At 68.9% G+C, this 12,767-nt stretch carries 13 protein-coding genes; 10 read left to right on the forward strand and 3 right to left on the reverse strand.

Features of this window, described 5'->3' with window-relative positions:
• The first annotated feature begins 168 nt into the window (after positions 1 to 168).
• From BM362_RS00130 to wecB, 3 genes are all read left to right on the forward strand, one after another.
• Positions 169 to 936, forward strand: coding sequence for a choice-of-anchor protein CoaP (locus BM362_RS00130; RefSeq protein ID WP_067588009.1), 768 nt, complete (start codon positions 169 to 171; stop codon positions 934 to 936).
• Positions 937 to 956: 20 nt separating this feature from the next.
• The gene (locus tag BM362_RS00135) at positions 957 to 1,136 is read left to right on the forward strand and encodes an LPXTG cell wall anchor domain-containing protein (protein WP_067588006.1); all 180 of its coding nucleotides are present in this window, start codon (positions 957 to 959) and stop codon (positions 1,134 to 1,136) included.
• Between the two features lie 69 nt (positions 1,137 to 1,205).
• Positions 1,206 to 2,369 carry a non-hydrolyzing UDP-N-acetylglucosamine 2-epimerase gene (wecB, locus tag BM362_RS00140; protein ID WP_093572671.1) on the forward strand — a complete coding sequence of 388 codons (1,164 nt, stop codon included), beginning with the start codon at positions 1,206 to 1,208 and terminating at the stop codon, positions 2,367 to 2,369.
• Here wecB and tsaD read toward each other — a convergent pair.
• The 3 genes from tsaD to tsaB are packed head-to-tail and all read right to left on the reverse strand — an operon-like array spanning position 2,350 to position 4,540.
• Complete coding sequence (tsaD, locus tag BM362_RS00145) at positions 2,350 to 3,396, reverse strand: tRNA (adenosine(37)-N6)-threonylcarbamoyltransferase complex transferase subunit TsaD (protein WP_067588003.1); 1,047 nt, start codon at positions 3,394 to 3,396, stop codon at positions 2,350 to 2,352. The two genes, wecB and tsaD, sit on opposite strands and share 20 nt — an antisense overlap.
• Positions 3,396 to 3,878, reverse strand: a complete 483-nt coding sequence (rimI, locus tag BM362_RS00150) for a ribosomal protein S18-alanine N-acetyltransferase (protein ID WP_093571844.1) — start codon at positions 3,876 to 3,878, stop codon at positions 3,396 to 3,398. Before rimI ends, tsaD begins: the two co-directional genes overlap by 1 nt.
• Positions 3,875 to 4,540: a tRNA (adenosine(37)-N6)-threonylcarbamoyltransferase complex dimerization subunit type 1 TsaB gene (gene tsaB, locus BM362_RS00155; protein ID WP_067587997.1), complete on the reverse strand. Its 666-nt coding sequence runs from the start codon at positions 4,538 to 4,540 to the stop codon at positions 3,875 to 3,877. Before tsaB ends, rimI begins: the two co-directional genes overlap by 4 nt.
• Before the next feature lie 493 nt (positions 4,541 to 5,033).
• On the opposite strand from tsaB, the gene BM362_RS00160 reads away from it, so the two are divergent.
• From BM362_RS00160 to BM362_RS00190, 7 genes are all read left to right on the forward strand, one after another.
• Positions 5,034 to 5,525 carry a hypothetical protein gene (locus tag BM362_RS00160; protein ID WP_093571845.1) on the forward strand — a complete coding sequence of 164 codons (492 nt, stop codon included), beginning with the start codon at positions 5,034 to 5,036 and terminating at the stop codon, positions 5,523 to 5,525.
• A gap of 4 nt (positions 5,526 to 5,529) precedes the next feature.
• Entirely contained in the window at positions 5,530 to 6,129 is a 600-nt protein-coding gene (locus BM362_RS00165) for a DUF3558 domain-containing protein (RefSeq protein ID WP_208865082.1), read from the forward strand.
• Positions 6,129 to 7,388, forward strand: coding sequence for a hypothetical protein (locus tag BM362_RS00170; protein WP_093571846.1), 1,260 nt, complete (start codon positions 6,129 to 6,131; stop codon positions 7,386 to 7,388). The genes BM362_RS00165 and BM362_RS00170 overlap by 1 nt, the downstream gene beginning before the upstream one ends.
• Before the next feature lie 2 nt (positions 7,389 to 7,390).
• The gene (locus BM362_RS00175) at positions 7,391 to 8,137 is read left to right on the forward strand and encodes an ESX secretion-associated protein EspG (RefSeq protein ID WP_067587983.1); all 747 of its coding nucleotides are present in this window, start codon (positions 7,391 to 7,393) and stop codon (positions 8,135 to 8,137) included.
• A gap of 109 nt (positions 8,138 to 8,246) precedes the next feature.
• A complete protein-coding gene (locus BM362_RS00180) occupies positions 8,247 to 9,668 on the forward strand; it encodes an acyl-CoA synthetase (RefSeq protein WP_067587980.1) in 1,422 nt (473 codons plus the stop codon).
• Positions 9,665 to 10,981 carry a carboxyl transferase domain-containing protein gene (locus BM362_RS00185; RefSeq protein ID WP_093571847.1) on the forward strand — a complete coding sequence of 439 codons (1,317 nt, stop codon included), beginning with the start codon at positions 9,665 to 9,667 and terminating at the stop codon, positions 10,979 to 10,981. The genes BM362_RS00180 and BM362_RS00185 overlap by 4 nt, the downstream gene beginning before the upstream one ends.
• A gap of 364 nt (positions 10,982 to 11,345) precedes the next feature.
• Positions 11,346 to 12,749, forward strand: a complete 1,404-nt coding sequence (locus tag BM362_RS00190; protein WP_067587974.1) for an MFS transporter — start codon at positions 11,346 to 11,348, stop codon at positions 12,747 to 12,749.
• The last annotated feature ends 18 nt before the right edge of the window (positions 12,750 to 12,767 follow it).

The following is a 12,767-nucleotide window of genomic DNA, read 5'->3' on the forward strand; positions in this document are numbered from 1 at the left end:
ACTTCACACGACCTGGGGAAAGTCGAATTTATTATCACCCGATCTGGTGATTCAGCGAAAAAGCTGTGCTATTTCGGAAACGTCCGCCGATAACCGATCCGCGTGCCGACTCTTGCTCAGCGGGTTTAGTCCGCGCAGCGGCTCGCCCTGAGAAAATTCGGAGGACCAGTGAAGAGACACCTCGTGCGACGAGGCGGCCTGCTCGCCGCTGTCGTGGCGAGCATCGCCCTGGCCGGAGCAGCTCCGGCCAGCGCCGCTCCCGGCGACGGGTCGGCCTACGGCGTCGACGTCAACGTGACGCTGCTCGGCCAGCCCGCGGTGCATCTCGGCCCGCTCGCGGCCGCGAACACCAACGGCCCGACCGAAAGCACCGCGGTTTCCGCGAACGTGCCCGGCGTGCTGACCACCGGCGTGATCAAGACGTCCGCTGTGCGCGACGACAACTCCGGCGCGGTCACGGCGAAAGCGTCCGTCGCCGACGTCGGGCTGCCGCTGCTCAAGGTCGCGGTCGGCAATGTCGGGGTGAAGGCGGTCGAAGCCGTCTGCACCGCGACCCAGGAAGGCGTCAAGGGCTCCAGCACGCTGGCCGGCGCCAGCCTCGGCAGCCTCGGCAAGGTCGACGCCAACCCGGCGGCGAACACCGAACTGAAGGTCCAGGTCGGCCCGCTGCACGTGGCGACGCTGATCCTGAACGAGCAGATCAAGAACAAGGACGGCAGCCTCACCGTCAACGCCCTGCACCTGAAGCTGCTCGGCGGCGACGCGCTGGGCGCGCTCGGCTCGGGCGACGTGATCCTGTCGTCGGCGACCTGCGGCCCGGCCGCTCCGCCGATGCCGCTCGCCTCGGGGGCAGGCATGTGGATCGGGTTCGGCGTGGTCGCCGCGATCGCGGTGCCGGTCGGCCTGCGCGTCTCCCGGCGTCGTTCGGCTGCCTGACCCGGTGAGGTGATGGATCGATGTACAAGATGCCTGGCGCCGGGGTCGGCGTCGCCGGTGGCGGGGTGGGTACCCTCGCCGCCACCGGCGCCGACGTCGGCTGGTGGCTCGCGGTCGGCGTGGCGCTGGTGATCCTCGGGATCGCCGCGCTGATCGCCGTCCGCCGCCGGAATCGGCGGTTCTCCCGCCTGGACGGCTGAAGAATCCGGGCTGCCGGCGTGCTCCCGTCGGCAGCCCGGATTTCCGGGACACTCGAAAGGGTGAAAACGTTGGACGTGATGCTGCTGGCCGGGACGCGCCCGGAGGCGGTGAAGCTCGCGCCGCTCGCACTGGCCCTGGAGGCCCGGCCCGGGCTGCGGCCGCTGGTCGTGCACAGCGGTCAGCACCAAGGCATGGTCGAACAGGCACTGGCCCCGTTCGAGGTCGGGATCGACGCGTGGCTCGACGTGCCGCCGCGGGTGTCCGGCACGCAGGCGGAACTGGTGTCCGGCCTGCTGCCCGCGCTCGACGCCGCGCTGCGCCGCTACCAGCCGTCGGCGGTCGTCGTGCAAGGCGACACCACCACCGGACTGGCCGGCGCGCTCGCCGCGTTCTGGCTCGGCATTCCAGTGGTGCACCTCGAAGCCGGACTGCGTACGCACGACTTGGCGGCGCCGTTCCCCGAGGAGGGAACGCGGCAGATGATCTCGCGGATCGCCGCACTGCACCTGGTCCCGACGGCGGCCGCGGGCGCGGCTTTGCTGGCCGAGGGCGTCCCTTCGGAGCGGATCACGCGTACTGGCAACACCGTCGTCGACGCCGTGCTCGCGGTGGCGGCGCGCGACTTGCCCGCGCGCGATCCGGCGCTTGCCTTGCTGGAGATGGGAATCGCCGAAGCAGGCGAGCAGTTGGTGCTGGTGACGTCGCACCGCCGCGAGTCGTGGGGTGAACCGTTGACGCGCACGCTGACTGCGGTGCGCCAGATCGTCGATGCCCATCCGCGCGTGCAGGTGCTGTTCCCGGTGCATCCGAATCCGGCTGTGCGGGAACAGGTCGAGGAGGTGCTGGGCGGAGTCGCGCGAGTGACCGTCACTGAGCCGCTGGAGTATCCAGACCTCGTGCGCGCGCTGCGGTTGGCCTCGCTCGTGCTGACGGATTCCGGTGGCATCCAAGAGGAAGCGCCGACGTTCGGCACGCCGGTACTGGTGTTGCGTGACACCACGGAACGCCCGGAGGCCGTCGAAGCCGGTTGCGCTTGGCTGGTCGGCACCGACACCGAGCTGATCGCCGACACCGCCGCACGCATTCTCCGCGGTGAGATTAACGCTGCCACGTCAGCTAATCCGTACGGAAACGGTTCCGCCGCCGCGCAATCAGCTTCGGCGATCGAGGCGTTGCTGGGGGTGTCCGTCAGCTCCGCCGCTCTCGTGAGTCCTAAAGGGACACAACATTGACCGGCAGCCCCGGGTTCGCTGAGAAGTCCAGCGGTGCCACGGATCGACCGGCCGCCACCACGTGCGCACCCAACGCCGCGATCATCGCGCCGTTGTCCGTGCACAAGCGCGGCCGCGGCACGCGCAGCTCAATGCCAGCCTCCGCGCACCGCTCCGCCGCCAACTCCGAAAGCCGCGAATTCGCTGCCACGCCACCCGAAATCACCAACGTACCGATGTTCTGTTCGCGCGCGGCACGGATCGCCTTCGCGGTGAGCACGTCCGCGACCGCTTCCTGAAAGGACGCCGCGACGTCGTTCACCGGCACCGGGTCGCCGGTGCGCTCGGTGTTCTCCACCCAGCGTGCCACCGCCGTTTTCAAGCCAGAGAAGGAAAAGTCGAACTTCGCGTCGCGCGGACCGGTCATCCCGCGCGGAAACGCGATCGCCTTCGGGTTGCCCTGCTTGGCCGCCTTGTCGATCGGCGGCCCGCCCGGATACGGCAGCTCCAGCACACGCGCGACCTTGTCGTACGCCTCGCCCGCCGCGTCGTCCACAGTGGACCCGAGTTCGGTGATGCCCGACGCGATGTCGTCCACTCGCAACAGTTGCGTGTGCCCGCCGGAAACCAGCAACGCCAACACCGGCTTCGGCAACGGGCCGTGCTGCAACGTGTCCACCGCGATGTGGCCGGCAAGGTGATTCACGCCGTACAGCGGCACGTCAAGCGCGGTCGCATACGCCTTCGCCGCCGAAACGCCCACCAGCAAGGCACCAGCGAGACCCGGTCCGGCCGTCACCGCGATCGCGTCCACATCGGAGAGTTTCAGCCCCGCCGTGGCGAACGCGCGCTCCGCCGTCGGCACCATCGCTTCGAGATGCGCACGGCTGGCAACCTCCGGTACGACACCGCCGAAGCGAGCGTGCTGGTCCACACTGGACGCGACCTCGTCAGCGAGCAGTTCCACCGTGCCGTCGTCGTGCAGCCGGACGAGGCCGACCCCGGTCTCGTCGCAGGAACTTTCGATACCCATGATGACGCGCGCCATCAGCCGGCCACCTCGTCTCGTGCCGGGGCCTGCGCGGGGCGGGCCATGGTGAACGCGTCCGCACCGGAAGGCTGGTAGTAGCGCTTCCGGATGCCGAGTTTCTGGAAACCGTGCGCCTCGTACAGGTTCACAGCGGGGTCGTTGTCCGTGCGCACTTCGAGGAAGACCGCCGCGTGCAACTCGTCAGCACGCGTCAGCAACGCACGAAGCAGCGCCTTGCCGATGCCCTGCCCTTGAGCCTCGGGCACGACACCGATCGTGTGGACGCTCGCTTCGTAGTCACCGCGCCGTCCGACCACCGCGAGCCCCGCGTACCCGAGCAGCGTCTCCCCGTCATCCGACCGCGCCGCCAGGTAGTAATGCCCCTGGTCAAGCTCGGAATGGAACGCACGCGCACTCCATGGATCGTCGCCGGGAAAGAGGATCTTCTCGATCTCCGCACACCTCGCGACGTCTGCGCGGCGCAGTTGGTCGAGCTTCACAGTGCAGTCACCCTCTTGCGCGCCGTGGGCTCGACAGCGTCCGGACGACGCAGGTACAGCGGCGTCAACGGCTCCGGCTCAGCGCGCTCAAGAAGCGCCGTACGCGCAACGCGCACCAACCCAGCCGGCGACGGAAACCGCGGCTCGATCGGCACCACGCCCACCGCTGCCGCGTACTGCAACGCCCCGTCGCCCGCCGCGACACGAATGTCAGTCTCGATGTCCGCGGGCCGCTGTACGTGGGGACCGTCCGTGCGCGCACCCGAAGCGTCGTACGCAGCCCAGTAGACCTCGCGGCGCCGCGCGTCCGTGAAGACGAGAAACGGCTTCTCCGTGCGTACGACGTCAGCCGCGATCGCGTCGAGACTGCTCACCGGGTACGCCGGAATGCCGAGCGCGTGCGCGTACGCAGCCGCCGTGGCCATGCCAGCCCGCAGCCCGGTGAATGGGCCCGGCCCGACGCCGCACACGATCGCGTCGAGTTCGCGGAGCGTGACCCCGGCCTCCTCCGCAGCAGCCAGCGCATGCGGGGCGATCAGCTCGCCGTGCGCCCGAGGATCCACCGTGACGCGATCCGCCCGGGGGACAAGCTCAGCCTCGTCGACGGCGACGATGCCCGCCGTCACCGCCGGAGTAGCCGTGTCGATCGCCAATACCAGCACGATTTCCCAGGATAGCTCTGGTCCGAAGGGGACCGGGGAGCGGGCGGGGCGGTCTTCGTGGTCCAGGAAGATACGTTCCGTGACGAAGCTGTGCCACCTGAGGTGCCGCAGGTGACCCAGCCGTTCAATGTGCGGAAATACGAACAGGACCCTGGTGCTCTGCTCCCCAGGCCGCCGAGGTCTTCAACGCGGTCCGCAACCGCAAAATCGCCGGCCAGGTAGCCCCGGTCTGCACCTAGAACGACCGCGAAACAGCTTCTTCGCCATCGTCCTGCTCCCCGGGAAGGGCGGCCTCGCCACCGTCTACCAAAAGACGACCCCTGCGCGGTCGCCCTGAATGCGGCAACGCCGGTCGTCGCCACCCTCCGGGCAGGTTCCTGACACCTGCCCGGCTTGGGGGATTTTGTCCGCACGCGGAACCTCGACCGATTAAGCTCAGTCAGAGCATCGGCAGTCGCAGACAGTGCCGCCGGGAGCGAGGGGAAGCGTCATCGTGGGCAATGGGCAGTCGTCCAGCAGCAGCCAGCCGGCGGACGGTCGCGCGGGGTATGTCGACCCGGAAGAGCAGGCCAGGCGCGACCGCCAGGACAAGCAGTTCGGCGAAGCGATGAACTCCAACGGCGTGCGCGTCTACCAGCAGCGCGCGGCTGAAGACGCGAAGGTCAACGCCGCGGCGGCGGGCGGCGGGTTCAACATGGATGTCGCGGCGATGAAAGCGCTCCTGCCGGAGTGGCAGGGCGTCGCGGACAAGCTCTTCAAGGCCCGGCAGCTCGCCCGAGCGCTGCCGACGCTGAGGAAGCCTGCCGACGACTCGGCCAGCACGCTTCAGAAGACGGCGGCTGACCAGCATGCCAGCGCATACTCGGCGAGTCTGGAGCAGCAGTACACATACGCCAAGAGCTACGCCGACAAGCTCAAAGAAGCCGTCGACAAGTACGAGAAGCAAGACCACGCGAACACCGACGGCATGAACAGGCAAGGATGACCTGGTGACGAAGACCATTGCCGTCGCCGCCGCGACCGGAGTCCTGCTGCTCGCCGCCACCGCCTGCTCGTCGAATCCAGGCACCCCGGCGCCTGCCGCATCAGGCACTCCCTCGGCTCCGGTCAGCAGCGGACCGCAGGCACCGCGCGTAAGCAACCCGCTGGCCGTCGGAAAGTACGAACAGGATCCTTGCACGGTGCTTACCCCGGCGCAGGCGACCGAGATCCTGAATTCGGTCCGTCATTCACAGTCGGACGGCAACGCCGCACCGATCTGCAACTGGTTCGACGCCGACGACAGCGGCTTGACCATCGGCTTCGTGCCGCACCAAGGCGGACTGAGCACGGTCTACGAGAACACCGCCACTTCGTCCGTCGGCTATTTCAAGGTCGGCCCCGACATCGCCGGATACCCGTCTGCGTTCTTCAGCAATCTCGACGACCGGAACCGCGGCGGATGTCAGCTCGCGGTCGGAGTCACCGATGACGAGGCGTTCACCTCGTCAGTCATCCTTCAGAAATCGTCGCCGAGCTACGCCGACCCGTGCTCATTGGCCGTAAAGGCCGCCACTGCTGCTGTCACGACCATCAAGGCAGGCGCATGATGACTGAATACACCCCTCAGCAAATCGTCAGCCTGGTCAAAAAGGGCCAAGGACCGGCCGGCATGTACGAAGGCGCCGACCAGACCTCCAACTTGGCGCGGCTGCACCGGGAAATCGCCAATGACATGCGGCAGCTGCAAGGCAAGATGAGCCAGTACTGGCAGGGAGACTCCGCCGGTCAGGCCTACGCTGGTGCGGGCCCGCTCGTGCAGGCTTCCCAGGTCAGCGGGCAGCACCTCCAGCAGGCGCAGGAGCTCTACCACGGTCAGGGCGGCTCCTTCCAGCAATTGCACAGCAAGATCCAAGACATCGGCGACGTCGGCGACAAACCCTCCGACGACTGGGTTTCCGGAACTCCTCTTTCGTTCCTCTCCAATCGGCAGGACGAGATCGACGATTGGAACCAGAAAGCGCAGGCGGTCACCGAAAGCTACAACGCGTACCACCAGGAATCGACGGACAACTCCGCTCGCTGGGCGGACCCGTCGCAATACGGGCAGCTGGCTCTCCCCTCCGCTGGCGGTGACTTCACCATTACCCAGCCCGGCGGCACCGGCACCGCGCATCTGCCCACGCACTACACCCCGGGCGGCCCCGGCGGCACCCATTCCGAGGGCGGCTACGTCGGCGGCAGCACCGGCAGCGACACCACCCACCGCGACCACTCCGGCAATCGCACTGGGCCGCCGGGAACGTTGCCGCCTTCGGACACCCACCGGTGGGGCCCGGTGTCTCCGCCGCACAGCAATCCGCCGGAGACGCCGGGCAAATACGTTCCGCCGCACAACAACCTGCCCGACGACACCCGGACGTCCAGTTACGTTCCGCCGGACCTGACGAGCACCAACAACCCCAACAGCACCAGCAATCCCAACTCCTGGTCGTTCAACAGCAGCAACCCCAACGCCACCGGCGGGGGCGGCAGCAGTCTGTACACACCGGGGATCCCGGGAACCGGCGGCGGCAACGCGGGCAGCAACGGCAGCGGGAACGCGGGCAGCAACGTCGGCCGAGGCGCGGGGACCGGCACTGGTCCCTTCGGCAACGCAGAAGGGACCGCGCGAGGCGGAGCGGCGGCGGGAGCCACCGGGCGTGCCGGGGCATCGGGCATGGGTGCGGGCGCGATGGGTCGCGGCCAGAAGGGCGAAGGGGAAGAAGACCTCGTCCACGAGACCGCCGACTACCTGGTCGAGCAGGATCCCGACGCCGCGCTCATCGGGGACCTTCCGAAGGCGGTTCCGCCGGTGATCGGGCTCTGACGATGCTCGTGCTCGCCCGTGAGCTGGTGCTCCCTGCCGACTGCCTGCCCCTCGCGGCGGAACTGGCTGGGGTTTCGCTCCCGGCGGCGCTCGCGCCCGACCCGCTTTGGCGCGACCCCGAGGAGACGCGCGCGTACCGCGAAGCCGCGGTGAGCGCCATGGCCGACCAAGGTGTGTGGGGTCGCGGCGGTCTGGACGAGACGTTCGTCCGGACCATGACCGTGTTGTGCCGTGGGGCCAGCGAACTTTCGGCGACCGTCGAGAGCGGGCGGGATCGGCGGTATCGGCTGGTTGTCGCGGCACTAGGCAAGGACGGGGTGCTCGCTTGCCACATGCCCTCCACCAGCACGGTGGTGGTGCGGCCGGCCCGAGCCGAGGCGCTGGCCGAGGATCTGATCCGGGAGTTGCCGCGCGTCCAGCCTGCGCAGGGGCAGGCGGTGTCGGTGCCGGAATCGGCGTTGAACCTGGCTATCGACGGCGGTCCGGCCCGCCAGGATGTGCGGCATTTGCTTGACGTCGCCGCGTTGCCGAGGGTGGGCGGCGGGCAGATCACCGCGGGGGTCCGCGACGGGCTCGGCGGGCGGCGGATCAGCGGGCGCGACATCTGCACGTATTACGACACCGAGCACGGGCGTTACCTGTTCTCGTTCTCCGAAACCGACGGCGGCGAGCGGTACGTGAACGTCGCACCGGCCCGGCCCGAAACGATGGTCGAGCGCGTGCGCGCGCTGCTCGACAATCTCGCCTGAACCTGGGTACCCCGGACAATCCGGAGCTGTGAATCGCGTCGCAGGTGGCGACCGCCACAAGGCGGTACGGTGCGGTTCCAGGTGCCGGTGACGCAGGAGGTCCGCGAAAGTGCCCGATCCGCTGTTTCCCGCAGTCGCCGCCGGATCCGGCAAGGAAGCGCTGCGCTTCGGCGACCGAAAACTCAGCTACGCCGAACTCGGCGCGGTCGCCGGGGCGCTGGCCGCCGAGCTGCCGCGAGACCGCCGGGTCGCGGTGTGGGCGACGCCGACGCCGCACACCAGCGTCGCGGTGGTCGCCGCATTGCTCGCCGGGGTTCCGGTGGTGCCGCTCAACCCCAAGATCGGCGAACGCGAACTCGGCCATATCCTCGCCGACAGCGAGCCCGCGCTGGTGCTCGCCGAGCCCGGCGTCGAACTGCCTGCCGCGCTTGACCTGCCGCGACACGACATTCCGCTGGCGGGCGACGGGAAGCCGCCGGCCGGCGAGCCGGACGCCGAAGCGCCCGCGTTCATCGTCTACACCTCGGGCACGACCGGTCCGCCCAAGGGCGTCGTACTCCCCCGTCGCGCGATCGCGACCACACTCGACGCGCTTGAGGACGCCTGGCAGTGGACGGCCGACGACGTGCTCGTCCACGGCCTGCCGCTGTTCCACGTCCATGGCCTGATCCTCGGCATCCTCGGTCCGCTGCGCCGCGGCGGCTCGGTCCGCCACCTTGGCCGGTTCTCCCTCGAAGGCGTCACCGAGGAACTCGCGAACGGCGCGACGATGCTGTTCGGCGTCCCGACGATGTATCACCGGATCGCCGAAGCGGTCGCGGCCGACGAAGCCCTCGCTGACGCGCTCAAGTCCGCGCGGCTGCTGGTCTCCGGCTCGGCCGCGCTGCCGGTGCACGACCACCAGCGGATCACCGCCGCGACCGGACAGCAGGTCGTGGAGCGCTACGGCATGACCGAAACCCTGATGAACACCAGCGTCCGCGCCGACGGCGAGCGCAAGCCGGGTTCGGTCGGCGTCCCGCTCGCCGGGGTCGAGCTTCGGCTGGTCGACGAGTCCGGGGCCGCGGTGGAAGAACCCGGCGTGGTCGGCGAGATCCAGGTCCGCGGGCCGAATCTGTTCACCGAATACCTCAACCGCCCGGACGCGACCGCCGCCGCGCTCGACGGCGACTGGTTCCGCACCGGCGACATGGCCACCCGCGACCCCGACGGCTACGTCCGGATCGTCGGCCGCAAGGCCACCGACCTGATCAAGAGCGGCGGCTACAAGATCGGCGCGGGCGAGATCGAGAACGCGCTGCTGGAACATCCGAACGTCGCCGAGGTGGCGGTGACCGGCGAACCGGACGACGACCTCGGCGAGCGGATCGTCGCGTGGGTCGTGCCGGACGGCGAACGCCCGACGGTGGAAGACCTCGCCGGCCACGTGTCGAAGCTGCTCGCCCCGCACAAGCGGCCGCGCGTCGTGCGATACCTGGATGCCTTGCCGCGCAACGACATGGGCAAAGTCATGAAGCGAGCGCTGGGATGAGGACCACCGCGCGCGAGCTGCTGGCCGGCCTCTCCACCGGGTTCACCGATCTGCCCGTCGCGGACACCCCGGCGGACGATCCGCTCGGCTGGCCGGGGTATCCGGAGGCTCGCGCCGCAGCCGCCGCGCGCACTGGCGAAACCGAATCGGTGGTCGTCGGGGAAGCGCGCATCGGCGACGTGCCCACGGTGCTGATCGCCTGGGAGTTCGGTTTCCTCGGCGGTTCGATCGGACAGCAGACCGGCGACCGCGTCGAAGCCGCCTTCGCCCACGCGAAAGAGCGTGGACTGCCAGTGGTTTCGCTGGTCGCGACTGGCGGCAGCCGGATGCAGCACGGCATGCGCGCGCTTTCCCAGCTCCAACGAATCGCGCGCGCCTCCGCGGAAGCACGCGCGGCGGGCATCCCGCAGATTTCCGTTCTCCGCGACCCCTCGACCGGCGGCGGCTGGGCGACGCTCGGCGCCGGTTCCGACGTCGTGTTGGGACTGCCGGACGCGCAAGTGGGCTTCGCAGGCTCCCGCGTACGGCCTGCAACGTCTCCGGCAGAGGCGTACACCGTCGAAGCGAAGCTTGAGTGGGGCCAAGTCGACCGTCTCGTTGAAACAGCGGAGCTGGGAGACGTACTCGCGCGCTGGCTACAGCTGTTGGCTTCGCCGTCGACAGAGCCTGCTCCCCCGCCGAACGCCCGTCGCGACACCGCGCTGCCCGAAACCGGCTGGGACGCCGTACGTGCGGCGCGCGCTTCTTCGCGAGCGCGTGCACCCGAGTACCTCGACGCGTACTTCGACTGGCGAGAGAACGTACAAGGCGACCGTGCCGGTCACGTGGACGAAGGCGTCCAATGTGGCTTCGGTTGGCGAGACGGCCGCGCGATCGCGTACGCAGCACAGTGCGGCACCGCGACGCGTCCGGCCGGTTTCCGCACCGCAGCGCGACTCGTCCGGCTGGCGTCCCGGTTAGGGATTCCGGTGCTGACTCTGGTGGACACTCCCGGCGCGGCAAACGACACGGAAGCGGAAGAAGGCGGGATCGGACCAGCGATCGCGGAGCTGTTCGAGGCGATCGCCACCGCCGCGGTGCCGGTCACGACGCTGGTGATCGGCGAGGGCGGTTCGGGTGGCGCGCTGGCTTTCGCCGCTTCGGGCGCGACGTGGATCGCCCCGGACGCTTACTTCTCGGTCACTTCCCCGGAAGCCGCGGCGGCGATCCTGAAACGCCCGATGACCGAAGTGCCGGCCGTGGCCGACCAGCTGCGGTTGCGCCCGCAGGATCTGGTCGGCCTCGGCCTGGCACTCGGAATCGTCGAGTCCTGACGGGTCACGCCTCGACGGCGCGGACCCGCCACTTGCGCTGCGCGTAGGACGCGAGGGTGGCCGCTACAGCGACTCCCGCGGTTGCACAGCTTGCGATGGCCACGAATACTGCCGTCATTGCGGCTCCTCCTCACGGGTTGCACACGTCGATACCGTCGGCGAATCCGGGTGATCCGCTGGCCGACGTGTGCGAGTTGATGGGGTTTTACAGGTATCTACCTGCTATAACGCATGCTCCCCGGTCTGCGTTACCTGCGCTACCCCCGAGCGGGAGTGAGACGTATCACGTTAGGCTTTGGGCTGCTCGCGGTAGGTGAGGTCGGGGGCTCTGCGCAGGGAGTCCTGCAAACGCGAAGGGAGCGATGTGACAGAGGCAGCAGACGGGAGGGGGCCGTCGGGCGGCGCCACCGTCACGGACGACGCGACAATGCGCCGGGCGGTCGGCGCGGCCGCGGTCGGCAACATCACCGAGTGGTTCGACTTCGGGGTCTACGGCTACCTCTCCACCACCATCGAGGCGCAGTTCTTCCCACCCGGCAATCCCGCGCTGGCCCAGCTCGCGACGTTCGCGACCTTCGCCGTGGCGTTCCTGGTGCGTCCGCTCGGCGGCCTGTTCTTCGGCCCGCTCGGGGACAGGATCGGCCGGACCAAGGTGCTCGCGGTGACGGTCATCCTGATGGCCACCGGCACGTTCCTCATCGGACTGATCCCGTCGTACTCCTCGATCGGGCTGGCCGCGCCGATCCTGCTGGTCTGCGCCCGGGTTCTCCAGGGCTTCTCCACCGGCGGCGAGTACGCCGGCGCGATGACGTTCATCGCCGAGTACAGCCCGGACCGCCGCCGCGGCTACTTCGGCAGCTTCCTGGAGTTCGGCACCTTCATCGGGTACGCGCTGGGCGCGACCGTCTCGTCGGTGCTCCCGCTGGTTTCCACCCCGGCCTTCATGGACACCTGGGGCTGGCGGATCCCGTTCATGGTGGCGCTCCCGCTCGGCATCGTCGGGGTCTACCTGCGGACCAAGCTTGAGGAGACGCCGGCATTCCAGCAGCTGCTCGACGAGTCCGGCAAGCGCGAGGACTCCGAGGCCAAGCACGTGGTGCGGACGATCTTCTCGAAGTACTGGCCGACGATGCTGCTGGCCGGCGGGCTCGTGGTGACCTGGAACGTCACCAACTACATGCTCACCAGCTACATGCCGACCTATCTCAAGGACGACCGCACCATGTCCGAGAACGGCGGACAGGCGATCTCGGCCACCGCCGCGGAATGGCTGCAGATCGGCGTGCTGTGGCTGGGCGTGCTGCTGATCCCGCTGCTCGGCAAGCTCAGCGACAAGTACGGCCGCAAGCCGATCCTGTGGGTCGGCGCGGGCGGGCTGATCGTGCTCGGCCTGCCGATGGTGCTGCTGCTCAAGAGCGGCTCGCTGATCTCGGTGCTGCTCGGCCTGGTCCTGATGGGCCTGCTGCTGATCTGCTTCTCCTCGACCTGTCCGTCCACGCTGCCCGCACTGTTCCCGACCGAGGTCCGCTACGGGGGGCTGTCGATCTCGTTCAACATCTTCGTGTCCGCGTTCGCCGGGACGGTGTCGCTGGTGATGAGCGCGTTGGTGCTGGCCACCGGGGATCTCAAGTGGCCGGGGTACTACCTGATGATCGCCGGCGTGGTCGGCGTGCTCACGCTGCTGAAGCTGAAGGAGACGGCGAGGAAACCGTTGCCGGGCTCGGCTCCTTCGCTGTCCGCCAGCGAGGAAGCCACGGCCGGGCGGTAATCGCCTGACCAGCGGTGA

Origin of the sequence: Amycolatopsis rubida (genome assembly GCF_900115345.1) — a bacterium.
In the GTDB taxonomy this organism is placed as follows: Bacteria; Actinomycetota; Actinomycetes; order Mycobacteriales; family Pseudonocardiaceae; genus Amycolatopsis; species Amycolatopsis rubida.

What these genes read in the sequence shown, in the direction of transcription:
- tsaD (WP_067588003.1), bottom strand. Translation starts at nt 3,396, where the DNA reads ATGGCGCGCGTCATCATGGGTATCGAAAGTTCCTGCGACGAGACCGGG.
- BM362_RS00170 (WP_093571846.1), top strand. Translation starts at nt 6,129, where the DNA reads ATGACTGAATACACCCCTCAGCAAATCGTCAGCCTGGTCAAAAAGGGC.
- BM362_RS00135 (WP_067588006.1), top strand. Translation starts at nt 957, where the DNA reads ATGTACAAGATGCCTGGCGCCGGGGTCGGCGTCGCCGGTGGCGGGGTG.
- BM362_RS00175 (WP_067587983.1), top strand. Translation starts at nt 7,391, where the DNA reads ATGCTCGTGCTCGCCCGTGAGCTGGTGCTCCCTGCCGACTGCCTGCCC.
- BM362_RS00185 (WP_093571847.1), top strand. Translation starts at nt 9,665, where the DNA reads ATGAGGACCACCGCGCGCGAGCTGCTGGCCGGCCTCTCCACCGGGTTC.